At 48.4% G+C, this 25,371-nt stretch carries 22 protein-coding genes and 3 pseudogenes; 16 read left to right on the top strand and 9 right to left on the bottom strand.

Features of this window, described 5'->3' with window-relative positions:
* The first annotated feature begins 84 nt into the window (after positions 1–84).
* The 6 genes and pseudogenes from ABWQ15_RS13640 to ligA all read left to right on the top strand — a co-directional run.
* On the top strand, positions 85–1,404 hold the full coding sequence (locus ABWQ15_RS13640; RefSeq protein WP_353909331.1) for a site-specific integrase: 1,320 nt from the start codon (positions 85–87) through the stop codon (positions 1,402–1,404).
* Positions 1,397–3,463: a hypothetical protein gene (locus tag ABWQ15_RS13645; RefSeq protein ID WP_353909332.1), complete on the top strand. Its 2,067-nt coding sequence runs from the start codon at positions 1,397–1,399 to the stop codon at positions 3,461–3,463. The genes ABWQ15_RS13640 and ABWQ15_RS13645 overlap by 8 nt, the downstream gene beginning before the upstream one ends.
* The gene (locus tag ABWQ15_RS13650) at positions 3,441–5,114 is read left to right on the top strand and encodes a hypothetical protein (RefSeq protein WP_353909333.1); all 1,674 of its coding nucleotides are present in this window, start codon (positions 3,441–3,443) and stop codon (positions 5,112–5,114) included. Before ABWQ15_RS13645 ends, ABWQ15_RS13650 begins: the two co-directional genes overlap by 23 nt.
* Positions 5,111–5,878, top strand: coding sequence for a hypothetical protein (locus tag ABWQ15_RS13655; RefSeq protein ID WP_353909334.1), 768 nt, complete (start codon positions 5,111–5,113; stop codon positions 5,876–5,878). The genes ABWQ15_RS13650 and ABWQ15_RS13655 overlap by 4 nt, the downstream gene beginning before the upstream one ends.
* Positions 5,878–7,416, top strand: coding sequence for a zinc-ribbon domain-containing protein (locus tag ABWQ15_RS13660; protein ID WP_353909335.1), 1,539 nt, complete (start codon positions 5,878–5,880; stop codon positions 7,414–7,416). Before ABWQ15_RS13655 ends, ABWQ15_RS13660 begins: the two co-directional genes overlap by 1 nt.
* Positions 7,417–7,504: 88 nt before the next feature.
* Positions 7,505–9,145: pseudogene (gene ligA / locus ABWQ15_RS13665) on the top strand (NAD-dependent DNA ligase LigA); the annotation flags it as partial.
* An 81-nt stretch (positions 9,146–9,226) separates the two neighbouring features.
* On the opposite strand, the pseudogene ABWQ15_RS13670 reads toward ligA, so the two are convergent.
* From ABWQ15_RS13670 to ABWQ15_RS13685, 4 genes and pseudogenes are all read right to left on the bottom strand, one after another.
* A pseudogene (locus ABWQ15_RS13670) lies at positions 9,227–9,640 on the bottom strand (manganese catalase family protein); the annotation flags it as partial.
* An 88-nt stretch (positions 9,641–9,728) separates the two neighbouring features.
* The gene (locus ABWQ15_RS13675) at positions 9,729–11,234 is read right to left on the bottom strand and encodes a glutamate synthase-related protein (protein WP_353909336.1); all 1,506 of its coding nucleotides are present in this window, start codon (positions 11,232–11,234) and stop codon (positions 9,729–9,731) included.
* A 107-nt stretch (positions 11,235–11,341) separates the two neighbouring features.
* Positions 11,342–12,598 (bottom strand): coproporphyrinogen-III oxidase family protein, encoded by a 1,257-nt coding sequence (locus ABWQ15_RS13680; RefSeq protein ID WP_353909337.1) that lies wholly within the window; start codon positions 12,596–12,598, stop codon positions 11,342–11,344.
* 83 nt (positions 12,599–12,681) lie between these two features.
* Positions 12,682–13,203: a GNAT family N-acetyltransferase gene (locus tag ABWQ15_RS13685; protein WP_353909338.1), complete on the bottom strand. Its 522-nt coding sequence runs from the start codon at positions 13,201–13,203 to the stop codon at positions 12,682–12,684.
* A 377-nt stretch (positions 13,204–13,580) separates the two neighbouring features.
* Between ABWQ15_RS13685 and ABWQ15_RS13690 the strand changes: the two genes are divergently transcribed.
* The 3 genes from ABWQ15_RS13690 (at position 13,581) to ABWQ15_RS13700 (ending at position 15,746) form a co-directional block, all read left to right on the top strand.
* Complete coding sequence (locus tag ABWQ15_RS13690) at positions 13,581–13,742, top strand: hypothetical protein (RefSeq protein ID WP_353909339.1); 162 nt, start codon at positions 13,581–13,583, stop codon at positions 13,740–13,742.
* Positions 13,743–13,746: 4 nt separating this feature from the next.
* Positions 13,747–15,387 carry a recombinase family protein gene (locus ABWQ15_RS13695; RefSeq protein WP_353909340.1) on the top strand — a complete coding sequence of 547 codons (1,641 nt, stop codon included), beginning with the start codon at positions 13,747–13,749 and terminating at the stop codon, positions 15,385–15,387.
* 107 nt (positions 15,388–15,494) lie between these two features.
* Positions 15,495–15,746, top strand: a complete 252-nt coding sequence (locus ABWQ15_RS13700) for a hypothetical protein (protein ID WP_353909341.1) — start codon at positions 15,495–15,497, stop codon at positions 15,744–15,746.
* Between the two features lie 126 nt (positions 15,747–15,872).
* Here ABWQ15_RS13700 and ABWQ15_RS13705 read toward each other — a convergent pair.
* Positions 15,873–16,058, bottom strand: a pseudogene (locus tag ABWQ15_RS13705) (manganese catalase family protein); the annotation flags it as partial.
* Positions 16,058–16,507, bottom strand: coding sequence for a spore coat protein CotJB (locus ABWQ15_RS13710; RefSeq protein WP_353909342.1), 450 nt, complete (start codon positions 16,505–16,507; stop codon positions 16,058–16,060). The pseudogene ABWQ15_RS13705 and the gene ABWQ15_RS13710, both read right to left, overlap by 1 nt.
* 202 nt (positions 16,508–16,709) lie before the next feature.
* Here ABWQ15_RS13710 and ABWQ15_RS13715 point away from each other — a divergent pair, with 202 nt between their 5' ends.
* From ABWQ15_RS13715 to ABWQ15_RS13735, 5 genes are all read left to right on the top strand, one after another.
* Complete coding sequence (locus ABWQ15_RS13715; protein WP_353909343.1) at positions 16,710–17,435, top strand: N-acetylmuramoyl-L-alanine amidase; 726 nt, start codon at positions 16,710–16,712, stop codon at positions 17,433–17,435.
* Positions 17,436–18,830: a DNA repair protein RadA gene (gene radA / locus ABWQ15_RS13720; protein WP_353909344.1), complete on the top strand. Its 1,395-nt coding sequence runs from the start codon at positions 17,436–17,438 to the stop codon at positions 18,828–18,830.
* A 319-nt stretch (positions 18,831–19,149) separates the two neighbouring features.
* Entirely contained in the window at positions 19,150–19,317 is a 168-nt protein-coding gene (locus tag ABWQ15_RS13725) for a hypothetical protein (RefSeq protein ID WP_353909345.1), read from the top strand.
* 102 nt (positions 19,318–19,419) lie between these two features.
* Positions 19,420–20,427: a tyrosine recombinase XerC gene (locus ABWQ15_RS13730; protein WP_353909346.1), complete on the top strand. Its 1,008-nt coding sequence runs from the start codon at positions 19,420–19,422 to the stop codon at positions 20,425–20,427.
* A gap of 175 nt (positions 20,428–20,602) precedes the next feature.
* On the top strand, positions 20,603–20,779 hold the full coding sequence (locus ABWQ15_RS13735) for a hypothetical protein (protein ID WP_353909347.1): 177 nt from the start codon (positions 20,603–20,605) through the stop codon (positions 20,777–20,779).
* A gap of 83 nt (positions 20,780–20,862) precedes the next feature.
* On the opposite strand, the gene sdaAA is transcribed toward ABWQ15_RS13735, so the two are convergent.
* Both sdaAA and sdaAB read right to left on the bottom strand, forming a co-directional pair.
* A complete protein-coding gene (gene sdaAA, locus ABWQ15_RS13740; protein ID WP_353909348.1) occupies positions 20,863–21,738 on the bottom strand; it encodes an L-serine ammonia-lyase, iron-sulfur-dependent, subunit alpha in 876 nt (291 codons plus the stop codon).
* Positions 21,738–22,406 (bottom strand): L-serine ammonia-lyase, iron-sulfur-dependent subunit beta, encoded by a 669-nt coding sequence (gene sdaAB, locus ABWQ15_RS13745; RefSeq protein ID WP_353909349.1) that lies wholly within the window; start codon positions 22,404–22,406, stop codon positions 21,738–21,740. The genes sdaAA and sdaAB overlap by 1 nt, the downstream gene beginning before the upstream one ends.
* Positions 22,407–22,538: 132 nt before the next feature.
* Here sdaAB and ABWQ15_RS13750 point away from each other — a divergent pair, with 132 nt between their 5' ends.
* Positions 22,539–23,897, top strand: coding sequence for an 8-oxoguanine deaminase (locus ABWQ15_RS13750; protein ID WP_353909350.1), 1,359 nt, complete (start codon positions 22,539–22,541; stop codon positions 23,895–23,897).
* A gap of 51 nt (positions 23,898–23,948) precedes the next feature.
* On the opposite strand, the gene ABWQ15_RS13755 is transcribed toward ABWQ15_RS13750, so the two are convergent.
* On the bottom strand, positions 23,949–24,614 hold the full coding sequence (locus ABWQ15_RS13755; RefSeq protein ID WP_353909351.1) for a beta/alpha barrel domain-containing protein: 666 nt from the start codon (positions 24,612–24,614) through the stop codon (positions 23,949–23,951).
* A gap of 164 nt (positions 24,615–24,778) precedes the next feature.
* On the opposite strand from ABWQ15_RS13755, the gene ABWQ15_RS13760 reads away from it, so the two are divergent.
* Complete coding sequence (locus ABWQ15_RS13760) at positions 24,779–25,315, top strand: macro domain-containing protein (RefSeq protein WP_353909352.1); 537 nt, start codon at positions 24,779–24,781, stop codon at positions 25,313–25,315.
* Positions 25,316–25,371 lie beyond the last annotated feature (56 nt).

Here is a 25,371-nt window from a genome sequence, read left to right on the forward strand (position 1 = left end):
TACGCTTAACTAAATATATTATCTATTTATGCTATAAGGCAGGATAGACTTGTTAAATAGGAAGTAACATGGCGAGGTGTGGATATGGGTAAAAAATTGAATTGTGCTTTTAAACCATATCCATTCGCATGGATTAATGAAACAGGAAAGCGATACGAAATTTCACTTGTTGTTCTAACAAAGGAAGATCAGATAGTCAAAATGACAACATTGCATAATTATATCGGTGATAAAAAGAGAACAAAGCTGAAATACAAGCAAAATTCCGATGATGTCCGGAGAATATGCAATTTCCTAAATTATGTCCTATTTGATAACCATTGGCTATACAATACAAGCAATATTGCGGACATCCCATTTTCGGCAGTAAAAAGCTATATTTCTGACTATTCTTCAATTAGAACGCGGTTCGGATATTATCCAAGTGCTCAATCGGTAGAGAAGGAGCGAAATGCAGTTTGCCTTTTTATGGCAAATATTTCTCAATACAGAAAAGATAAAAAGCAGCACTATTATGCTAAGCAGATCCAAGGCTATTCTCTTCAAAATAATAGCGTAATTCCGGTTTCGAAATGGCATGAAAATTTTATTTGGAATTATGAGATCCAGGCGGAGTATGTTGAGAATACTAAAAATAAGATTATCCGTGATATCCCACAGGATGCCATTCATGTGATTCTAAAGTGGATACGGCTTAAGGCACCAGATCTCTATTTTGCCGTCATTTTGCAGTTGTGTGCGGGGCTTAGGGAAGGTGAAGTAGTAAACATTCGTCGAGCGACAAGCTGCTATTACGGTGGGATTCAGTACACAAAAGAAAATGGTCAGTTAACTAGTTTTCAGGTCGATTTAACCTCTGAATATCAACTGCGTAGTGATGGGAAAGCAGTTGGAAATATTAAAAGGCATCGGCGTCAGTGTGTTTATCCGCCACTTCTTTTGATTGTCCAAAAGGCATATGAAAATCATTTGAAAATTGTTGATGATTCATCTCTTGAAACGGAAAAGCCAATGTTCGCAAATACTTATACGGACAAAACGATACATAAAAAATTGGCTCTTCAGAAACAGTCTTACTGTAACAGAATAGAACGGATTGTTGAAAAGTACGTTATACCAGAATTGCTAAAATCAAATAATATTGAGCTACATGCATTTGCATTATCTGTAAATGAAAACGGATGGGGACTTCACGCATTCAGGCATTGGTACACAGTGCAACTTGTATTAAATGGAGAAGATGCCAATTCAATAGCTTTCTTCCGTGGGGATAGTTCAACAAAAACAGCATTTTGGTATATTCAAAACAAGGGAGAATTGCTAAAACGCTATACCAAAGTAAATGATCAGATTTCTAATGAATTGCTTCAAACAATTTCGAGAATGGAGTTAACAAATGATTGATACTGTGGCGGTTAAAGATCTTGCTGAGCAATTTGGCATCAATAATGTAACACTCTTAAAAAGGCTTGACCGAAAAAATGTGCCAATTGTGAATGAATCAATATCAAAGGTTGATGCAGATAAAATCTTATACATAAAGCAAAACTTCACTTCTTTAAGCTCAATTATTGAACGATATTTTTTTGAACTTAAAGGTAAAGTAATATGGCCTGATTATACAGAAAAGCTGACTGTGTATGCGACCGGTTATCATTTTTGGGGAGCAGTATATATTAAAAACCCTGTTCATCGAAAAGATAAAAGTGAAGCATTTTATGTATTAAATACAAACATTGAGGTTGTAAAAAGAAATATTCGTGAACAAATTTTACTATATTCTGTTTTGCCTCATGAAAAGCTAAATTTTCTTATCAATGAGACAAAACTCAATACCTATTCTGATACTATAAATCTCATAAAAAAGCTTTTGCTTCAGATGGATAAGAAGAATCTAACAAATGTTGCAGAGGTCTCAAATTATCTTAGATACAAGCTACAAAAGGAATTTAGAGATTATAATGACGATGAAATGATTCAGCTAATGGCAGCCACAGAATCAGATTTATCCGGCCCAGCAAGAGCCTTCATAATTGATTTATACAATTTTGCTAAGGAACAGGGGAATTGCAAAAGCAACCTTTATTTTAACTACAATAAACATTTAAATGAACCCGTCACTTCTCAAATACACCCATATGACTTAAACACCTATTTTAGCATAGCATATATGACACTCAATAAATCTTATTGGGTCGAGAACAATATGCTTCAAAAGGCGGTTCATAGCGAATATGCAGCAAAAATTTGGCTATATCATTTAATGCATTATATTTGTGCTTGGCGAAGCAAAGACATTCTTAAACGTCTCCCTAGAATAGAAATCAATGATGATCCGAAAAATTTATTACAAAAGATTCTCGAAGAAAACTGCAGCGAAGCATACTTTAGAAATATTGCAGAACTAGTTTTTTATCAATTCCGATATAACGGATATCAAAAGCCGCTTAAAACAGCAGCTGGTGTAAACACTCCTTCTTTAAAATTTAATGTTCCTGAAAGTATAAAACCAGTGTTTGGAATGCTCGCCCTCATTTGTGAATGCCACAATAGAATCAATAATAAAAACATGGCACTTTGTGAGATAACTCGGCTAGAGGCAACGCAATGTATTAAGCTTTACGGAGAATCATATTGTAAGGTTTTAAGTGGCAAAGTATTTTCAAACCGTCGGGCAAACAAAAATTACATGAACATGCTATCCGAAAAAGCTGAAAAAACTGGCGTAGATGGGTATCTGTTGGCAGCATTCGTAAGAAGCCACACTGGCGGGATTGATAAAATTCCTGAAGTCACATCCAGATATCTGAAAGCCAAAATGGACGGCTACTCTCCAGACGAAATCGTGAAATGTCTGATGGAACGGGGAGTCTGCAGTTTTGTTCCATATATGTTATGTGCTGCAATAGAAGGTAACTCTTTTAAACAGAAGAGGATAACACAACAGACTTTAGAAATGAAAGCAATTGCTTTGTCTCCGGCACAAATAGAGAGTATTCTGAACACAGACGCTGAACTTGCGACAATTTGCCGTGAAAGAGTACAAGAAATCATAAAGTTGACAAGTTCTCAGAATGTTGATGAGATTGCAAAGAGAATGCTGTCGAACATTATTGACGGAGAATGCTACGGAAAGACAGAAGGCATATATTGTCTCTCAAAAGCATGCTACATGGGATGTCAGCAAAAGCAAAGAGAAAGCTGCATAGGTTGTGGATACGAGATGTATATTAAATCTCTATTGCTTGAATTGAGTATAGAAATTACGCGTCAAGAGACTCTGTCAGCTTCTGCAAAAACTACAGCTGAAAGAGTAAAGCACACCATGATTCTGAAAGGTAAACTTTATCCAGCGTCGCATGAAATTCTCAAAACTATTAAACATGTATATGGTCAAGATACGAGTGATTTTATAAGTATCCTAAAAAGGAGCGGGGAATATGGCGTTATTGGCGACCATTGAGTCTAGTCAATCAATTGAGCAACGCTATTATATTGAATGCCTGTCTAAAGATGAAATGGCGTTTGCTATGCGGCAATTTGAAGCCATGAGAGCCAATAATTCGCTTATAGGTAATTTTGATGAAGATGTTTGGTCAATAAATAATGAATCGATAAGTACAAATGTACATTTTAAATTTAATCAACTTGCAATAGCCCATCAGGAAAACACAACATATGATGAATTTGTTAAGCTCGTCAAATGCTATATCTGCCTTTGCTTTGGAAAATATACCGCGGTCATGTACCAAAGAATTACTAATGCAATAAGTAACGCTGTCAACGAAACAAATTGCTTTACTGTTCTTCCAAAAAATGTTTCATGTCTGCAGAAAATAGGTGTAGCAGATTTCATTGGGCTTCTTCCATGGGCAGACGACCAATTTATTTATCCGCTTGAAATAAAAGGATATGATGCCGTAAGGCGACGTAGCCTTTCCGAATATCAAAGTTATTTCCTATTCAACGACATTATGAACCATTTTTGGGCTTCTGCAACAGACCAAGAAAAGGATTGTTTTTACCCCCTTTATCTGTGGTGGAGTATAAGCATGATTATTCCTATTCGTGTTACAGAATTCACTGTTATCCCAAAATCATGCCTCACGAACAAGGACGGAAAATGGTACATAACGATCCGCAGAACCGCAATGAAAGGCAACAAAGGTATATCGCATAGATATAAGCTTGATTCTGACTACAAAAAATACACCTATGAAATCACATATAAAGCTGCTCTGGATATTCAGGATTTTCAGGAACGTGCGAAAAAGTACGAACCCGCAAAAATTGATAGTTTATTCTCTGATGATATGTTTTGCAAAACGGCTTCCTCTGTAATGAAAGCGAAGGTTCAATATTTCTATCCACACATGAGAGTTTCTCATTTTTATGTGTTGCTGGATTGTTTTTTTAAGTATGTTGTCCGTGGGAAATTTGGCTTTAATATTTTACCTCTGGACGAGGTCAATGCCTTAGATAAAGATGGTGAACAGCATGAACTCCCTCAAAAGAGTATTATTAACCTGAATCTTGGCGACACAAGACATATAGCATTGCAAAATCTACTTTTGAATGGATGCAATCTTTTAATGGCAAGAGAAATCTCCGGTCATGATACAATCGACATGATCTTCCATTACTCCGGAAACATGGAAAACCTCATTAAATGCCGTGCTTACAATTTGTTCAAGTTGTCACAGGATAAGAAGCACGCAGCCAATACAGTGGCATCGCTGCAGAATGGAACTGAAGAGAAAAATTTGTCGGCACTTATAGTATCAAGAACCAATACTAGTGGAATTGCAGTTGACAACGGTACCTGCTATTCGCCAAAGTTTACGAGCAATTATGACGCGACGGATTGCTATGCCGTCGGCGGGAATTGCAGTATTTGTTGCTATCATAAAGGCATTTCTGATATGGAACTTCTCAAAAAGCAGAGAGAAAGAGATTTCAAAAACAAAATAGCTCGTGTAAAAATATGGATGAATTCCGCAAAAAAGTTAAAAAGCAGTGAGCAAATTATGATTATCTCCGAGAATATGTCCACTGCAGCCGAAAACCTTGAAGCGATATATTTAAAAATCCTTGAAGGTGGCGGAACTATATGAGTAAAAAAGGGCAGGGTCGGCCTGCAAGTTTCACGACCGAAGAAATCAAAATGGTAATTAATCAGTATGTAGAATTTTCAGAGGGACGCTTATTGTTCACAGCATCGGATATCGCCCGCTTTGCACAAACAAAGCTTGGAATGAACAACTTTAAATACTATGTAATTCAAAGGAATGTGGAAGCAAAGCAATACCTTAAAGAAACCAACGAACGTATTAAACAAGCTGCTGGCGTTCCCTTAAAAAATACAACTGCTATATTTAAAACCCTTGACATTCCAGCTATGCTTCAAATGGACAAGTCAAGTCTTGGTAATGCGTTATCTGTCCTGAATATAGCGTTTGAAGAAATTACTGATAAACAGGCAAATACTATACAAGATAACTTTCAGTTAAACAAAAAGGTAACGGTGTTAAAAGGCGAATTGGCAGCGTTGCAAAGTGCTCTTTTCAATGAAAACGAGCTTCATCGTTCGGTCATGATGAGGCGTGATGATGAAGTATCTGCTCTAAAACAAAGAATTTCTGATTTGGAGCAAGCAGTTCATGTGGCTTGGGACAATGAAGCCGAATCTGTTCTAAAGCAACTCGGACTGCTTGAAAGTGACGGCACACCTATAAATTCACAAAAGACAATTGAGAGTCCCGATACCGATCTTGAACAGATCATAGGAGTTATTCCAGTTATTACAAAAGAACCTTCGACAGAATCAAACATAGTAGACCTTCGTAAAAATTTTCTGGAAAGGCTTGAGGATATCTAATGTCAAAGATGGTAAGTGAAATTCCTAAACTTGTGGATATTTGGGCAGAGGATTTGAATCCCGTGCCCGCTACAGATATGTCCGCCGGAACTAACACGAAAGTTTGGTGGAGATGCAAAGAAAAAGGGCACTTATATCAGCGAGGGCCGTATCAGGAGAACATTTGTCAGTCGTGTCCTATTTGCAAAAAGGAGTCTGTTGTTAGAGTAGCAGACAGACCTGACTTGATGGGAAAATGGGCTACAGAGGAAAATGCTGCCGCAGGCATGTACGCAAATATTGTAACAATAACCTCAAGAATAAAGACGTGGTGGAGGTGCAAAGCAGAAAAACATCTATATCAGCGTTCACCGCTTGATGAGGTACATAATAGAACAGGGTGCCCTATTTGTTCTGTAACAACGGTTTCTGACAAACCAGATTTGTTAGAGAAATGGGCTACTTCAGAAAATGCCCAGATTGGACTTTTTGCCGATAAAGTGAGTGCCATGTCCAATAAAAAAGCATGGTGGTCATGCAAAGCGAAAAGGCATTTATATCAAAGATCGGTTAACGATGAGAATAAACGTGGCTTCTTATGTCCTATATGTAAATCTGATGCTCAGAAATATTTATCCGACTATCCGGAATTATTGTCAGAATTTGCATATGATTTGAATAGTTGCAGCCCGGAAACAATTACAGCCGGGAGCGATGTTCCTGTCTTTTGGAGATGCAAAGATTGCGGCTATGTATGGAAGGCTCAACCTTATCATAGAATATCAGGCCACACAGGATGCCGACTTTGTCGTGGACATTTTTTTATTAAGGGCCATAATGACATTGCTTCTTTAAACCCTCCGAATTTTCGATACTGGGATTACGAAAGAAATGCTGCAAATGGTATTCACCCCGAAAACTTTTCTTCCAAATCACATCAACCTGCCTGGTGGACATGCAAAAATGGTCATCACGAGGAAGTAACGATAGCAAATTACTTAAATAGAGATTTTCCGTGCAAAGAGTGTAGGCGTATAGCCCTAGAAAATCATCGGAAAGACTCAGCATTGGTCAAGAAGTTGGCAAAAGAGAAAGAACCAAAACAAAAAGTTGTTATAAAGAAAGAAAGGCGAGTGACACCTCGTAAAATAAAAAAACCATTGCCTGACACTTTATTGTGCTTTTGGGATGCAGATGATAACCTGCAAAGAGGTTTCTTCTCTGATTCTGTAAATTATGCTAGGGTATATTCATGGAAATCTGATTGTGGTCACTCATGGCGTAGCGATCTAAGAAAAATGATTTTATTTCCGGAATGTCCAATTTGCAAAACGAAAAGGAATTCCATAGCCGCCATATTCCCATATCTCATTGATGTGTACGATGTAGAAAAAAATGACGGCGTACCTCCGGACATGGCAGAAGCAAAAGAGACGAAATATTATTGGTGGACTTGCCGAAAAGGGCATTCGTTTGTTGCTACATTGGGGTCAGTTGCATCACATAAAGAAACTGGTTGTATGTTCTGCGATAAAGAAAAGTCTTTCTATTCAATATAAAATGTGGAAAGCACTGGGATAATTTCTGTTTTGGTAACCTATTTGGTTCGAAGTGTAAACAAAATGCGTTAATTCCAATATATACTTATTGGACGGGCTGTCCGTGGCTCTGGAGTACCGGGACGGCGTATTCGTCAGCGGCGCCACCCGGGGCGACGGTCGGGTAGGGGAGGACGTGACGGAAAATCTGCGCACCGTCCGCTCCATCCCCATGACGCTGCCGGAAAAGCTGCCCCGGCTTATCGTCCGGGGCGAGGTCTACATGGCCCGCTCTGTGTTCGACCAGATCAACCAGCAGCGGGAGATCGAGGGCAAGCCCCTCATGGCCAATCCCCGGAACGCCGCCGCCGGCTCGTTGCGCCAACTGGACCCGAAAATCGCTGCGGAGCGGCGGCTGGACATCCAGGTTTTCAACCTGCAGTTGGCGGAGGGACGAGAATTCACCACCCACTCAGAGACGCTGGACTATCTGGAAGGCCAGCATTTCCGCGTCATTCCGCATCGGACGCTCCACACGATCGCACAATGTCAGCAGGAGATCATCGACATCAATGAGCGGCGCATGAGCTACCCCTATGACATGGACGGCGCAGTCATCAAGGTCAACAGCCTTGCCGAACGGGAACTGCTGGGCAGCACCGTGAAATACCCAAAGTGGGCCATTGCCTACAAGTATCCGCCGGAGCAAAAGCCAAGCGAGGTACTGGACATCGTGGTCCAAGTGGGACGAACTGGCGTACTGACGCCCCGGGCGGTGCTTTCCCCGGTCCATCTGGCGGGGACCACCGTCCAGAGTGCCACGCTGCATAATCAGGATTATATCGCCGAAAAGGACATCCGCATTGGGGACACCGTGCTGGTCCAGAAGGCAGGGGAGATCATCCCGGAAATTGTGGAGGTTGACCTTTCCAAACGGCGGCAGGGGGCTGTTCCCTACGAGCTGCCGAAGGTTTGCCCGGTCTGCGGTGCACCGGTGACACGGGACGTGGACGGCGCGGCGGTGCGTTGCACTGGTGCGGAGTGCCCGGCCCAGCTGCTGCGAAACATCACGCATTTCGCCAGCCGGGACGCCATGGATATCGACGGGCTTGGCCCCGCCGTACTCCAACAGCTGATCGAAACCGGATTGATCCGCTCCGCCGCCGATCTATACAGTCTGACGGAACAGGACTTTGCCCAGCTGGACCGAATGGGGGAGAAGTCCGCCGCCAACGCAGTGTCCGCCATCGAGAAGTCCAAGGGAAACGATCTTGGAAAGCTGCTGTACGCTCTGGGCATCCGGCAGGTGGGCGCAAAAGCGGGCCGGGTGCTGGCGCTGCACTTTAAGTCTTTGAACGCGCTGGAGTGTGCCTCCTTGGAGGAATTGACCGCCATCGACGACGTGGGCGGGGTCACAGCCGGGTTCATTCTGGACTGGCTGACAAGCCCCCAGTCTCAGGACCTTCTCAAAAAGCTCCGTCAGGCCGGGGTAAACATGACGTGTACGGAACAGGCGGTGGATGATCGCTTCGCGGGCAAGACGTTCGTCCTCACCGGCACGCTGACTCGGTTCGACCGCAAGACTGCCGAAGCCATGATCGAATCCATGGGCGGAAAGGCCTCTGGCTCCGTGTCAAAAAAGACCGCCTACGTGGTGGCGGGGGACACCGCCGGGAGCAAGCTTCAAAAGGCGCAGGAGCTGGGTGTCCCCATACTGACGGAGGATGAGTTCGCAAAAATGTTGGAATAAGGCCCTGAAGGTCTCCTGAGAGAGTAGGAAAAAGGCGGTATAGCTGTAAAGCTATACCGCCTTTCATATATTGAGCTGTAGCTATTTGTCGAAGGATGGGTTCATATAGTACACATTTTTCTCGTTCAACCGGTCCTTGGCGAGCCGCAGTCCCTCACCGAAGCGCTGGAAGTGGACGATCTCTCTGGCCCGCAGGAAGCGAATGGCGTCGGTGACATCCGGGTCGTCGCTCATGCGCAGAATGTTGTCATAGGTCAATCGGGCCTTTTGCTCTGCGGCCAGGTTCTCGGTCAGGTCCGCAATGGTGTCGCCGGTGACGGCAATGCCGTCCGCGCTCCAGGGGGAGCCGGAGGCGGCCGTGGGGTAAACCGAGGCGGTATGATCAATAAAGTAGGGGGCAAAGCCGCTCTCCTTGATGTCGTCCTCCGTGAGGTTCCTGGTAAGCTGGTGGACGATGGTTCCCACCATTTCCAGATGGCCCAGTTCCTCGGTGCCTGTATTGTTTCAGGTTTCGCCCATTCCGAATCCGAAGCAGAGTGATTGATCAGAAGGGAGGACTCGAATACTCGCCTCGCAAATTCATTTACTTCAACAGATTTTGTGCGTCGCTGGTGAGTGGAATAAGGTCGCTCTGGTCCAAAAGTGCCAGATTGAACTTTCGGTTCAGCGCCGCAAAATGGGCAATGCCAAAGCCGATTTTTTTCAAATAGGAGAAGACGCCAATCGCGCCGGTGGGATAGCTGCGTGCCTCCGTTCCGTAGATCGCGCAGAGGTCCGGCAAATCGCCGAATATTTCTTCCACGGTTGAGCCGTACTTTTGGAACAGGGGACGAACAGTTCCGTTTTTAATTTCATTTCCGATTCTGTCACCCGTCATAGCCGCCGCCATAGAAGCGCGGCACAGGCCCACGCTAGTCACCAGCCCATCCCCGAAGGCAAGCGCCTTGAATACCTGGTCTTCGCTGGAAAAGCCGCCGGTTATGGTAATCGCCGGAAGTGGCAAATTCTCGCGCCGGAGCTTTTTCGCCAAGCGCACCACTTGATTTTCAAGCATGATGGTGGGATAGGACCACTCGTTCATCATTTTTGACGGACTGTAGCCCGAACCGCCGCCCGCGCCGTCGAAGGTCACCATATCAACGCGGTTGGCGCTGGCCATTCTCAACACCCGCTCCAAATCAACCGGGTCATAGCCCGCCATTTTGAAGTAAATGTTTTTGGCACCCATGGAGCGAAGCAGTTCAATGTGCTTTGAAATCTTTTCTTCCGTCCACATGGGAAGTCTGCCGTATGTATAAAAATTGGGGCAGACACCGTTTTCATATGCTTTTTGCACCGCCGGGTCCTCCGGGTCGGGATGAACCAGATTCCCCAGTGCTTTCTTTTTCAGGGCGGTTTCAATATCTTTTACCTTTATCACAGGCTGGATACCCTTTGCCGACTGCCCGAACTTAATTTCAATCGCATCAAAGCCGTACTTTTGTAAAGCGATCTGAGGAACGCCCATCAGATCGTCATCGGGGTTGCACTGTAAAATCATTTGACCTTTGCCGCGATAGTATGGCTCATAGCTTTTTCTGATGGAGGCGAGAAGAGGGAAGTCCAAAACATGTCCATTCTTAATGACGTGCTCGGGGTCGTTATTTCTGGCGTGCTCACCGATTACACAGCTTACGCCCGCCATGGCCGCGCCAGCGAAATAGTCTTTCCAGTTGAGCTTAATCAGCGCCGGCAGAATCAGCGGCAAATCCATATCAATTTGATTATGCGTTCCGTAGGACGTGGATAAATCCATATTAAAAACCGTGGCCTGCTCCATATCCTCCGCAATTCCCCGCGCACCGAATACCCTTCCGTTGATATTAAAATGAGAGTAATCAACTGGATAATTTTTTTCAGAGGCAATCTGATTTTCACCGGTGGTTATGGGGTACACGGTTTGAGCACCCAGCACCGCCGAAAGCGCAATTTCACAGGTACCCGGGCAGTCTCTGGTACACATGGAGCACATTCCGGATGAGGAACAGGTCGTTTCGCTCTTGTTTTTTCCGCCGGTGAATGGGGAACTCAAATTTGGTGAATACGACATTTTAATACCTCCTCAAAATTATATGAATCAAATTGTATGCTCATTTTAGCGGCAGTACCATCCTGCAACGCTCCTATATACGGCTGAACTGTCATTTTTCCGATCATTTAACGGATAATAAGCTCCTCAGGAAACGCATTGACCCGCATCAGATTCCACATCTGGTCAATGTATGACAGCGTATAATAATTTTCGTAGTAGTGATAAAAGTAAGCACCCTTTGGCGTCATGGTATAGCAATCACCGTCTTTTTTGGCAAACCCCAGCATTCTTGCAAGCAACAGCTCAAAGCCGTAACAGTGCGTTAATTTTTCTCCAAAAAATTGCTTAAAAGCGGATGCATCAACCTTGGTCGTATAAGCCGTCCAGAAAAGATAGTAGAGCATTCGCTGGCGGGGTGTAAATTTCAGAGTCAGCGCGGTTGGAAGAAGCCCATTTTCAACTTGCTTGATATAATCGGGAATAGAAAACGTATTGATTTTAAACTGGTCCATCAACAGAGTCGTGGCGGAACAACCGAACCCCAAAAAATTCTCCCTTGTCATGGAGGAGTACTTTTTCACACTCGGCTTTGCAAACGTCCAGATGGAATCCCGCACATAGCCCTGCTGGTCACAATACTCTGTTATATCCGCCAGCAACTTCTTTTTTACTGCCTCCGGCATCTTTTCAAATTTTCGTTTTGTATAGGTGAAGTCAATAAACGGATAGATTGCGATATGGTTTGCTCCGTTGGCAAAGGCCGTGTCAATATCTTGCTTGACACGCTCAAGTGTTTGCCCCGGAAGCGCAAAGATAAAGTCCATTGAGACAGTTTCAAATGGAACGGACTGTAATTCCCAAAACATCTGCTGATAATCAATCTTTCCGCGCCCCAGGACATCCAGGTATTCATCCGAGAAGGACTGGATGCCGATACTGATTCGGGTGACGCCCGCTTTGTGTAGCATGCGAAGGGTTTCTTCCGTCACATCGCAGGGGTGCAGCTCCAGACCGATTCCCTCCGTGATTTCAAAATACTTCCCGACAGTTTCAACGATTCCTCCAATCTCATCTGCTACCAGAGCGGGACTTCCCCCGCCAAAATAGAGGGTTGTGACTTTTTTACGCTCCATGCCGTCCGCGCCAACCAGCTCAATTTCCCTTTTCAGCGTCGCGATGTAAGATTTCGCCAGCTCCTCACGGTAAACCACTTTGCAATATGGGCAAAAGTCGCACAGGCTGCGGCAAAAGGGAATGTGAATATATAACCCCAGATTTTCCGTATTCTGATAGGGAAGACTTCGATCGTTTGCATTCGTAAACCGGAAGGCCCGGAAAGAGCGGGTCAGCCAGCTACGGGTGAGTGAGGTAATGAAACTCATAGGGACTCCTTATATGTATTTAAAGTAGGTTCGGAGCATATCTGCGACTACTCACACATTTCCGTGTAGGGCAGCAGATTGTTTCAGCTCAGCTTTTTTTCAAGGCAGACAAGCTGCACTCCGGGAATTCCATTGAAAGCGCAGGGAACAACACCTATTTCGCTGTAACCAAGCTTTTTATAAAGTGCGCGTGCGGCGGTATTGATTTGATTTGTATCCATCCGTAAGTAGTGGCATCCATGCTTCAACGCAAGTTCTTCATAAAAGCGTACGAACTTACTGCCAATTCCATAGCCGGAAGAGTCCGGGTCAACTACCAGCGTGTGGAGGACCATAATCTCAGAATCGGGAGCATCATAGGTCCAATGGCCGTATGTGTATTCCGGCACCTGCTCCTGATTGATTCTGGCGGCCGCGAGAATGCACCCATCTTCCTCCAAAACAAACAACTCGTTTTTCATGAATGCATCCTGCGCGGTCTTTTCTGTAGGGTAGATATTCCTTTTCCAGCCAATATGAGCTTTTCCTTTTTCCTCTAGCTCCAAAATTTTATCATAAATCTTTACAACTTGTGAAATGTCATTTTTCGTTGCTCTTCGAATCATAAAACCTACTCCTCTACTCGTTCGGTATGCACTCGTGCTAAATAAGATTCGCCTCATTGCTGAGACTATTGCAATAAATGGCGGCTCCTGGAGCTCGGGCCTGTCATAGCCACTTCAAGAACCTTTTTCCTATGCAATAATATTAAGTGTATGACAAATTTTCAAATATATCAACCTACTGTTTAAAGGATTTAATAAAAATGCTCATCATCCTATTGGATCGTAAGCATTTTTATATAAATCCATTCTAACTGCTTCAAAAGTATAAATGGGATATAAAAAAATGTTTTAAAAACAGTTTCAATCATGGAATAAAAGCTCTACAGTTATAGATTTGATAACCTCCGCATACATCTGGACTACTGGATGTGATGCAGATGGGATTGGATTTCAGTTTATCATATTTTGAGCAACAACGGTTAATTGCAGCCATCAAATCTGGAATTTATCAAGAACTTTGTCAAGATGGACTGCTGCCAGAAGATCAGGCCGACCGGCTTATAGCTCGTACCCGGCTGCCCTTTGTGGAAGGAGGGTAAGTTCATGTTGGAGAATGAACCTAGTAAGCCGCTGCGTGTAGCAGCGTATGCCCGAGTTTCAACAGATCGTGACGATCAGGCAAACAGCTTTGAAAGCCAGGTGAATTACTTCAACGACTGGATTACACGCCAGGAAGGCTGGAATCTGGTCAATGTCTATGCCGATGAAGGTATTACGGGAACCAGCACTCAAAAACGGCAACAGTTCAATCAGATGATACTAGACGCCTTATCAGGCAGAATCGATGTCATTTTGACAAAAGAGGTTTCGCGTTTTGCCAGAAACACGCTGGACTCCATTGCTTATATAAGAAAACTGAAGGAACATGGAGTCATAGTGATATTTATGCTGGATGGCATAGATACCAGCCAGCCGGACGCGGAGCTTCGCTTAACAATCATGGCAGCTTTGGCACAAGAGGAAAGCAGAAAGACCTCTGAACGTGTCAAATGGGGACAAAAGCGGCGCATGGAGCAGGGTATTGTGTTTGGCCGGGATATGTTGGGGTATACTGTAAGAAATGGACGGTTAGAATTAGAGCCGGTGGGAGCGGAGACAGTCCGGCAGATCTTTCATAAATATACAATTGAAGGCAAAGGCAGCTATGTGATTGCCCGAGAATTAAAAGAGGCGGGCATAAAGCCCATGAATCCGGACGGAAGGATTCATTATGAAAATGACTGGTCAACTACGATAATTTTGCGGGTTCTGCGCAATGAAAAGTATGTAGGGGATCTGTGCCAAAAGAAAACCTGGACGAAAAACTTTCTTGACCATAAAAAGCGTTATAATCATGGAAATGAAGATACGGTTTATATCAAAAATCATCATCCTGAAATAGCAATTATCAGCAGGGAACTATGGGATGCAACACAAGCTGAGTTAAAACGCCGGGCACTCACGAAAGAACAGAAGTCAAAACACTCCAATCGTTACTGGTGCAGCGGGAAGATATGGTGCGGGGTTTGCGGGGAGCGCTTTGTAAGTAAACGGAAACCGTTGAAAGACGGAACGACCCATGTATCATGGAGATGCTTCAATCATACCAAAGCGGCCGCTTTCAAGTCGGCTGAATGCAAAAATAATTGCTCTGTAAACGAGAAAACTTTGCTCAGTATCATGAGATACATTCTGGAGTTTTTGGTTTCAAACAAAGAGCAAATTAAGCAGGAGTTATTAGCAGAAATTGAAGCCTTTGGAATTGAACATGCACCAGCCCCAACAGACACGACCGCATTGCAAATTACTCAGATTGAATCTCGCAAAAGTAAACTGATGGACAGTTTATTGGATGGGCTGATCAACAAAACAGAGTTCATCTTTAAAAATTCAGAACTTGATGCTAAATTAAATGCTTTAAAAGGCCATTTGGATTGTATGGAATCAAAGATTCAAACCAAGCAGCAGGGGATTGAAAAAATCAACCGTATTTCTGAAAAGATATCCTCGATTTTAGACTTTGCTTTCAAAGAAGGCAGCTGCGTCTTAAATTCTACAACATCTAAGATTGTTGTTTATCAGGACAAGCGCGTTGAAATTTATATGGTTGGAATCCCATGTAGTTTTATAGTGACGTATAAAACGAGCGGAAGATCAGAAACATATAAAACCACGATTACAGGTTTTGACATAAATCGTCTATAGATTGTGTATATAATTAAGAAAAATACTTACATTTCTAATGATATGGCTGTTGACATATTAGGAATGCTTTGTATAATATAGCTAATTAAAAACTAAGGAGGTTATTTATGATGGAAGAAGAAGTACAGGTTACAAAAAAGCGCGCTCCCAATAAGACGATTGAGGCGCGGAGAGAACTCATTGATCAGAAAATTCAATGGCATGAGAGATCCATTGAAGCTTTGAAAGCGCAAAGGGCAGAACTTGGCAAGCCGCGGTTGAGCAGAGCCGAAAAGATTCAAAAGCTGCTGGGGGAAAAAGTTGCTGCTGGAGTACTTTCTTTGGAAGATGCAAAGACACTGGGCTATAAAGGTGCATAACTCATCCTTGTCAATCCGTTCAAAAATATTTCATGTCCACCACCGATAACGGTGGTGGACATTTTTATTTGGAAGCACTTTTAATCTGACAGCATAGGGGATCATAGGCCGGATCTATGCGGATACACCGATGTCGGTCAGCAGCCCCTTCAGTTCGGGGTAGGGCATGGAGTATCGCTGGCTCAGATACCGCAGCGACGCGCCCAGCTCTCCGTGCGGTCCACCGTACTGACTGATGATGAGCGACGCCAGCTTCGGGTTCGTGTTTTTAATACTGACGGGATATTGCAGCTTTTTTTCATAGACAAACATCAGCTGTTCCCTCCTTCATCCCAGGGCCATGGGTCGTTCAACCAGATATAGCCGTCATCTTCCGTGATATCGGTTTGAAGCAAGGGACCGTACATCTTCTGGTACCTCTTCCGACCTTCCTGAGAAAGCTTAATATAGGACCAGTAGAGATTCAGAACCTCCTGGTCCTTCGGGTGAGTCGTGAGATAAAGCCCTAACTCGTCAATGGCAAAATCCAGTGCCATCAACTCCGCCATCGCGGTATTGGGGGTCTTCAGTTTATCGGTCATTGCCGCTTTAAAGGGCAGGTTCAGTCCTGGAAACAGAGTACCGGTCTGAAGCGCCACTGGATTTTCATAGCGAGGTGGGTTCTGCTCCTGCATGGGGACATAGGGAAACGCGAGCGGAGCACATTGACCGGGAAGACTCCCGGCGTTCTGTCCGCAGGAATTCATTTCGGGTTTCTCCATCTGCAAATAGACTCCTTCCTTTGCATAGGTAGCGCGCAACATCGCGCGCTCATACCATTGTATGCCGGAGAATATGAGCAGGTACATCTTGCGGGACTGAACAAAACGGTGTTATAATAACGTAAAGCGGCAAATATAGCACCGTCTTGCGCGGACATATTGGAAAAGCTGTCTGTCATATCCTTCACGGGAGGTGATGGCCATGGTTGTTCTGATGCGCAAGACCCATCTGGGCTTTTCCGCGCTGCTGCTGGCGGCAGTGGCGGGGATGGCATTGATCTTATGGCAGGGAAGGGTGGGCATTGCCGCATTCTCGTCTCTGACCGGTACGGAGCCGAGCCGTGTCGTGGTGGTGGACCCCGGCCACGGCGGGGAAGACGGCGGCGCTGTGGCGGCGGATGGCACGGTGGAAAGCGGTCTGAATTTGCAGATTGCCCTGCGGCTGAATACGCTTCTTCGATTATTAGGGCAGGTCACGGTGATGACCCGGACCGAAGATGTGTCCATCTATTCCGATGGGGCAGAGACGCTTCACCAGAAGAAGGTGTCCGATCTTAAAAACAGGGTGGCGTTGGTGAACGGCTTGGAGAATGCAGTCCTCGTCAGCATCCACCAAAACACGCTGCCCGGTTCGCCGCGGACTCATGGCGCACAGGTGTTCTATAACGGTGTGGAACCCGCGTCCGCCATTGCCTTGTCCATGCAAGAGCGGCTGAACAATAGCGTGAATACCGAAAACGGGAAAACGCCCAAGCGCATTTCGGATTCCATCTATCTCACCAAAAACGTAATGACCCCGGCCATTATTGTGGAGTGCGGGTTCCTCTCCAACGAGGGAGAAACAGCTCACCTGAAGGAGCCGGGGTATCAACTGCGGCTGGCGGCAGCGGTGGCTGCCGGATATTTTTCTGCGGAGGAAGCGCCATAAATGAAGGAAAAAACAGTGTTTTACTGCACAGAGTGCGGGAATGAGACGCCCAAGTGGGCGGGGAAGTGCCCCGCCTGCGGCGCGTGGAACACGGTGGTGGAACGACCGGCGGAGGCCGCACCGAAAAAGTCCAGGGGGATTGGAAAGGCGGCGGCCTCTGTGGTCCCCGCCGTTGGAAATTCACGCCGCGCCCGGCCTGTGACGGATTTAGAAACCGCGTCGGAGATTCGCTTTCCCACCGGCATGGGGGAGTTGGACCGGGTTCTGGGCGGCGGCGCCGTCAAGGGGTCTCTGGTGCTGGTGGGCGGAGCACCCGGTATTGGAAAATCTACGCTGATGCTGCAAATATGCAGTAAGCTGTGTGAATTTTCCAAGGTTCTGTATGTATCCGGCGAGGAATCGGAACACCAGCTGAAGCTCCGGGCAAAGCGACTGAATGTGGAGAGCGGACAGTTGTTCGTGATCTCCGAGACCTGTCTGGGGGATGTTTTGGAGACCGTGGCGGAAGAGCAGCCGGACATCCTCATCATTGACTCTATCCAGACCCTTTACAACGACGCGCTGGAATCTCCCGCCGGGAGCGTGGGGCAGGTGAAGGACTGCACCATGGCGCTGATGCAGCTGGCCAAGGGGCAGGAGATCACCGTTTTCGTCATCGGGCATGTGAACAAGGAGGGGTCTATCGCCGGGCCGAAGGTCCTTGAGCACATGGTCGATTGCGTGCTGTACTTCGAGGGGGACCAGCACAGCTCCTATCGCATCCTGCGGGCGGCAAAAAACCGCTTCGGCGCCACAAACGAGATCGGGGTTTTTGAGATGGAGGACGCCGGGCTGCACGAGGTGGAAAATCCCTCCGAAATGCTACTGGCGGGCCGTCCGGCTGACGCGCCGGGGACCTGTGTCACCTGTGTGATGGAGGGAGTGCGGCCCGTGCTGGCGGAGATACAGGCGCTGATCGCCCCCAGCGGCTACGGTACGCCCCGCCGCACCAGCAACGGCTTTGACTACAACCGGGCGGCCATGCTGATCGCAGTGCTGGAAAAGCGGGGCGGGCTGAAACTCTCCACTTGCGACACATATCTGAACATTATCGGAGGGCTGTGGCTGGACGAGCCTGCCGCCGATCTGGCCGCCGCCGTGGCGCTGGCATCCAGCTATCTTGACCAGCCGATTCCCGGCGACCTGGTAGCCATCGGGGAGGTGGGTCTGACGGGGGAAGTGCGCAGCGTAAGCCAGCTGAGCCAGCGGGTAAACGAGGTGCAGCGGCTTGGCTTTAAGCGATGCCTGATCCCGGAGCGCCGCTCTCAGACGATCCATGCGCCGGCGGGGCTGGAGTTAATTCCGGTGCGGAATATTGGGGAGGCCCTGCGCTCCGTGATGCGCAAACAGGGATGAAGTGTACGCAACCGCCACCGGTGGGCGGTACACCTGCCGCCGCCGCGCAGTCCAGATTACACAGTCCGTCTTTCTGGTACATGCAGGGAGAGGTACATGGAATGAGGCCCATAAAAATCAGTCCGTTTCCTTAAATTTTGTATATCTGCGGGCGGTTTGACCTTTCGCAGTAGGATGTGCCGGAACGGCTGAGTTTATGTCCTATGAAAAAACTGTGTTGCTCTGAGTAGGCGGGAACCGTTTCGGGGAAACGCTTTAAAAAGGCAGCTCTTTGAACAAAATAAAAATTTTGTTCAAAGAAGGGTAGGAGCAAATGCTTTTGAACGCTTTTTTAGCAATTCCGCTTGCCAAACCGGTTGCAGCAACACCAATGCTTCTGTTGGGCGGATTGCTGCCGCATATGTCTGTTCGCGGCAGCCGCTTTTTCTCTGCTCCGCCGTCTGGTCCTCAACGCTGCGGCGGGTTGAACCGGTTTCCAGCGATTTGAGCGGTTATCTATGAAGACTTCATCAATCTCAGACCGCTCCAGCGGCTGAAATTTTTTCGTTGGCGATCTCTAAATAAAATTGCAAAAATTGAGGGTGATTTTTTGAATGATTACCGTACCGAAGCGCCGCCGGTTTTGCGGGACTTTCTAGCGTACCATGAAACCATCAAAGCCCATTCCAGGCGGACCGTGGACGAGTATTTTCTGGATCTGCGAAACTTTTTTCGCTACATGAAGCAGATTCGGGACCCATCGCTGAAGGACAAGCGACTGGACGAAATCTCTATTTTGGATGTGGATCTTAACTTTGTTAAAACTGTGACACTTACAGATATTTACGGTTACATGACCTATCTTAGCCGCGACCGCGTCCAGCATCAGAATAGTTCTGCATCGGATTACGGACTGAATTCCGCGTCAAGAGCGCGAAAAATTGCAACTTTTCGCTCTTTTTATAACTATTTGACCAACAAAGTTCATTTGCTCTCCGAAAATCCCGTCAAGGACATCGACTCCCCAAAAACGATGAAATCATTGCCAAAATACCTGACTTTGGATCAAAGCATTCAGCTTTTAGGGTCTGTGGATGGAAAAAACCGCGAGCGGGACTACTGTATTTTGACACTGTTCTTAAACTGCGGCCTGCGGATCTCAGAGCTTGTGGGGCTGAATTTAAATGACATCCAGGACGAGGCCCTCCGGATTCTAGGCAAGGGCAACAAAGTCCGCATCGTCTATTTGAACGATGCCTGCAAGGATGCCCTGCGGCAGTATTTGGCGGTGCGTCGGCCCATTGTGGGCCGGGATTGCAATGCCATGTTCCTGTCGGAGCAGAACAAGCGTATCAGCCGCTCCGGTGTCCACGCACTGGTGAAAAAGCATCTGGGAGAAGCTGGACTGGACGCGGCGGAATACTCCGCTCACAAGCTCCGTCATACCGCAGCCACGTTGATGCTGCAAAACGGTGTTGACGTGAAAGCCGTTCAGGAGGTTTTGGGCCACGAGCATCTGAATACCACTGAAATCTACACCCATATTGATAATGAGGCGCTCCGCGTTGCAGCAAGGGCAAATCCATTGTCTAAGATAACCAATAAAAAAAATAAATAGAAATAAAAACGGGAGCTATACCTTCACTTGAAAGGGTAGCCCCTGTTCTTTTTTGGGGCCTCTCTTCCCTGCTCAAATTAGATAATATAGTGCTTTGCTGTTGTGATAACATATTGATCGTATAATTTTTTGCATGGTTTACCCTTTTCCCCGCATACTAAACTGGGGTGATAAAATGAAATATGAAGATCCGAAAATGGAAGCGTATTTTAAATCCCTTCCGGGTGCAGTCCAAAACTATATCAACCAATCCGGCATTGATATTTGCTCTCTGGGCGATCTTACCTTAATCGGTGAACACTTTACAAACAATCAAAGGGATGACACTTCCGCCACCAATCGGACTCCTTAACCTGCGCCGCCCCTAAAATTTTAGGGGCGGTCATTATCCATAATTACAGCGTTGAGGCCATCTTCAAAGATTCTTTACTCGTTTTATGCTTTTTCCCACATTCTCTCTTTGACCTCCCGGCCAAAGGGAGTATCCGCAAGACCGCCCAGAGCAGTCTCTCGGAACTCCGCCGGCATCCGCCGCCCCACCGCGCCCATGCAGTCAATCACCTGGTCTACAGGGATACGGCTCTCGATTCCCGCGATGGCCATGTCTGCGCAGCTGACGGCGTTCACCGCGCCGATCACGTTTCGCTTCACGCAGGGAACCTCCACCAATCCCGCCACCGGGTCGCAGACAAGGCCCATCAGATTTTTCAATGCCATCGCCACCGCGTGGCCGATTTGGGCGCAGGTGCCCCCCCGCATGGCCGTCAACGTCCCCGCAGCCATAGCGGAGGCGGTGCCGATTTCTGCCTGACACCCGCCGGAGGCTCCGGCGATACAAGCCCTGTAGCCCACCACAGCGCCGATGCCCGCCGCCACATACAACCCGCGGACAATGGCATCCTCGTCAAAATCTCCCCGGTGATACAACGGGATCAGCACCGCAGGCAGAACTCCGCAGGCCCCCGCCGTGGGTGCCGCCACAATTTTGCGCATACAGGCATTGGACTCGCCGGTACACAGCGCCGCGGCGATAACCTCCGTCAGATACTCGCCGGAAAGGGCTGCCCCCTCCGCCGCGTAACAGCGCATCTTTTTGCCGTCTCCCCCTACCAGACCACTGGCGGAACGGCGGTCGCCCCGATAAGTGTCGTCCGCCTCCAGCATAGCCCACCAGGAAGCTCTCATCTTCTCCATGGACTGCTCCGCCGTCACCTCCCGCTCTTCCATGTCGGTGTCCAGCACCACTTCCCAGAACTGCTTATTACCCGCCGCCGCCGCGTCAAAAATCTCCTGCATGGAATCCAGCGCCATTATGTGTCCTCCCTCTCGTAATACGTGACACGGGTCACATCTTTCAGTTCCTCGATCAGCGCCCGCACCAGCGGCGGTACCTTCTGGTCGGTCTCAATGACCATCAGCACACTGCCGCCCCGCTTGGCCCGGCAGAGATTCATGTTTGCAATGTTCAAATTCCCCTGCTCCAACTCCCGGGTCACCTCCGCCAGCTTGCCGGGTACGTCGGTGGAGTGGATAATCAGCGTGTTAAACGCGCCGGTGAAATTCACATCAATGCCATCCAGCCTATCCACTCGGATACGTCCGCCACCGGTGGACGCGGCCTGCATTTCAAGCGTCCGCCCCGTCTCGTCGGAGATGGTCAGCAGCGCCGTGTTGGGGTGGGCCTCCTTCAGCTCCACATTGTGGAAGGAATACGCAAATCCCTTCTGCTTCGCCAGTTCAAAGCTCCGGGGAATTCGCAGATCGTCCGGCTTCATACCAAGCAGCCCCGCCACCAGCGCCCGGTCCGTGCCATGACCGCGGCCGGTCTCCGCAAAAGAGCCGTGAAGCCCGATCTCCGCCGCCTTCGGCTCACTGCCAAGCAATGACCGGGCCATGTTGCCGATCCGCACCGCGCCCGCCGTGTGGGAACTCGATGGCCCCACCATGATGGGACCCAGAATATCAAAAATATCCAGCATATGACACTTCCCTTCTCCCCCTAAAAATTTTCTTTAAGCTTACAGCAAATTTTATCAGGTTTCAAGTTGTTTTTTTTTCTATACCTGCTAGAATAGGAAAAAAGCTATCCCAATTTGAAAGGAGCTGGTTCGATGCCCTCTCTGCTGATAAAAAATCTGTCCGCCGTGGTGACCTGCGACGACGGAGACCGGGTACTCAAAAACGCGGACCTCTACTGTGATAACGGCGTAATCTGGGCCATTGGGGAAGCGCTGCCCCAGACCGCCGACGAAGTGATCGACGGTTCGCACTTCTGGTGCTATCCCGGTCTTATCAACACCCATCACCACCTATACCAGACCTTTTCCCGAAACCTGCCTCAGGTCCAGAATCTGGAGCTGTTCGATTGGCTCACCGCCCTGTACGAAATCTGGAAGGGGCTGGACGGCGAAGTTGTCCGCCTTAGCACCCTGACGGGCTGCGGTGAGCTTTTGAAGCATGGCTGTACCACCGTATTCGACCATCACTACATCTTCCCCTCCGGGGCAGGCGACCTGATGGGCGTCCAATTTGCCGCGGCAGAGGAGCTAGGCGTCCGGTTTCACGCCTCCCGTGGCAGCATGGATCTCTCAAAAAAGGACGGTGGGCTGCCGCCTGACAGCGTGGTCCAGTCAGTGGACGAAATCATAAAGGACTCCGCCCTGTGCATCGAGGCATATCACGACTCCGCGTTCGGCTCCATGTGTCAGGTGGCGCTGGCTCCCTGCTCGCCCTTTTCCGTCTCGCCGGAGCTACTGCGCCAAAGCGCGGTTTTGGCCCGGCAATACGGCGTCCGGCTCCATACCCATTTGGCGGAGACGCGGGACGAGGAGCGTTTCACACTGGAGAGGTTTCATATGCGGCCGCTTGAATACATGGCGTCTCTGGGCTGGACCGGCCCGGACGTGTGGTATGCCCACGGCATCCATTTCAACGGCGAAGAACTGCGGGAGCTTGCCCGAACCGGCACGGGCGTTGCCCACTGCCCCATCTCCAACATGAAACTCAGCTCCGGCGTGGCAAGTATTCCGGAAATGCTGGAGCTGGGCGTTCCCGTGGGCCTGGCCGTGGACGGCTCCGCCAGCAACGACGGCTCGTCCCTGATGGAGGAACTGCGAGTTGCTTATCTTCTCCACCGGCTGCGCTCCAGCGCCGCCGCACCGTCGGGGTACGGCGTTTTAAAGCTGGCCACCCGTGGAAGCGCCCGGCTGCTGGGCCGGACGGATATCGGTTCCCTGGAGGTGGGCAAGTGCGCGGACTTCTTCCTGGTGGACTCCCGAAAACTTGAATTGGTGGGCGGCGGGTACGACCCCGCCTCCGTTCTGGCGACAGTGGGCCTCCGGGGTCCGGTGGACATGACGGTGGTCAACGGCAGGATCGTCGTCCGGGACGGGCGGCTGGTCACCGTGGATGAAGATTCAGTCGCCGCCGATGCCCGGCGGGTCTGCGGGGAATATCTTGCCCGGGTATAATTTCAGGCGATCCCCCGCAGTCCGTTCGGGCTGAGGGGGATCGCCTTACACTCAGTGTGTTTCCCGGTACTTCTCCATAAGCTGCGCAAACAGCTCTCCATTGCTGGGGGGCGTGTAGGTCATGGCGTTGGCTCCCGCACGAATGGTCTCGAGGATGCTCTCATCCGAGGGGCCGCCGGTGGCGATGATGGGGACCTCCGGGAACTGCCGGCGGATATGGGCCACGATCTCCGGGGTCCGGGCCGCGCCGGATACGTTGAGAAAATCGGCCCCGGCATCTATCCGTGCCCGGATGTCCGTATGTTCCGACACCACGGTGATCACCACCGGAATATCCACCTCTTCCTTGATCTGGCGAATGATCTCGTTGGTGGTGGGCGCATTCAGCACCACTCCATAGGCTCCCTGATGCTCCGCCTGAATCGCCAGCCGGATAGCCCGCGCGCCGGTAGTAATACCGCCCCCCACCCCCACGAACACCGGCACGTCCGATACGTTGATAATGGCCTGGGAAATCACCGGCTGGGGCGTGAAGGGATACACGGCGATGATGGCGTCGGCATTGATGTTTTTTATGATGGCAACATCCGTAGAAAAGGCCAGGGATTTGATGCGTCGGCCAAAAATGCGGATACCGCTGCACTCGCTGATACACTGAGGCAGCGTCACCGAGTGGCTGCGCAGTGTTCCGGTATAGATTGGAATGAATTTTGGCATGGAAGGCCTCCTTTCTGGCTCCACTGATATAATGGGAAAAAATAACAAATTTATGTATGTATTCTACCATGATCACAGTGCAAGCACAAGTAAAAGTGTACGAAAAAAATGCTTGTATTTCCTCCATCGGAGGTATATGGTAAATTTCAAGAGGAGGCGCGTTTATGGACCGTTTTTCCATCGTTGTGGGCGATATTACAGAGTCGGATGCGGAGGCCATCGTCAACGCTGCCAACGAATCTCTGTTGGGAGGCAGTGGCGTGGACGGAGCCATCCACCGGGCAGCGGGACCGGAGCTTTTGGCGGAGTGCCGTACGCTCCACGGCTGCCCCACCGGTGAGGCTAGGCTGACGAAGGGATACCGGCTGAAGGCAAGCTATGTCTTCCACACACCTGGCCCGGTCTGGCAGGGCGGACAATCCGGTGAAGCGGAAAAACTGGCCTCCTGCTATCGCTCCTGTCTCCAGCTTGCGGCAGAGAACGGCATTGGGTCCGTGGACTTTCCCTGTATCTCCACAGGGGTCTTCGGCTATCCGGCGGTTCAGGCCGCCGCGGTCTCTCTGCGGGCCATCATGGATTTCCTCCGGGATCATGACACGCCCCGACGGGTGCGGATGGTCTGCCGCACGGAGGACGTGGCCAAAATCTGGCGTCAGACGTACAATTTCTGGTTTGCTGAAACTAAGGATGACCGGCTGTGAGCCAAATCGCAAGAAGCGCCCGATTCTGGAAGTTCACCGGAATCGGGCGCTTTTTA

Source organism: Oscillibacter sp., assembly GCF_040505565.1.
Taxonomy (GTDB): Bacteria; Bacillota; Clostridia; order Oscillospirales; family Oscillospiraceae; genus Oscillibacter.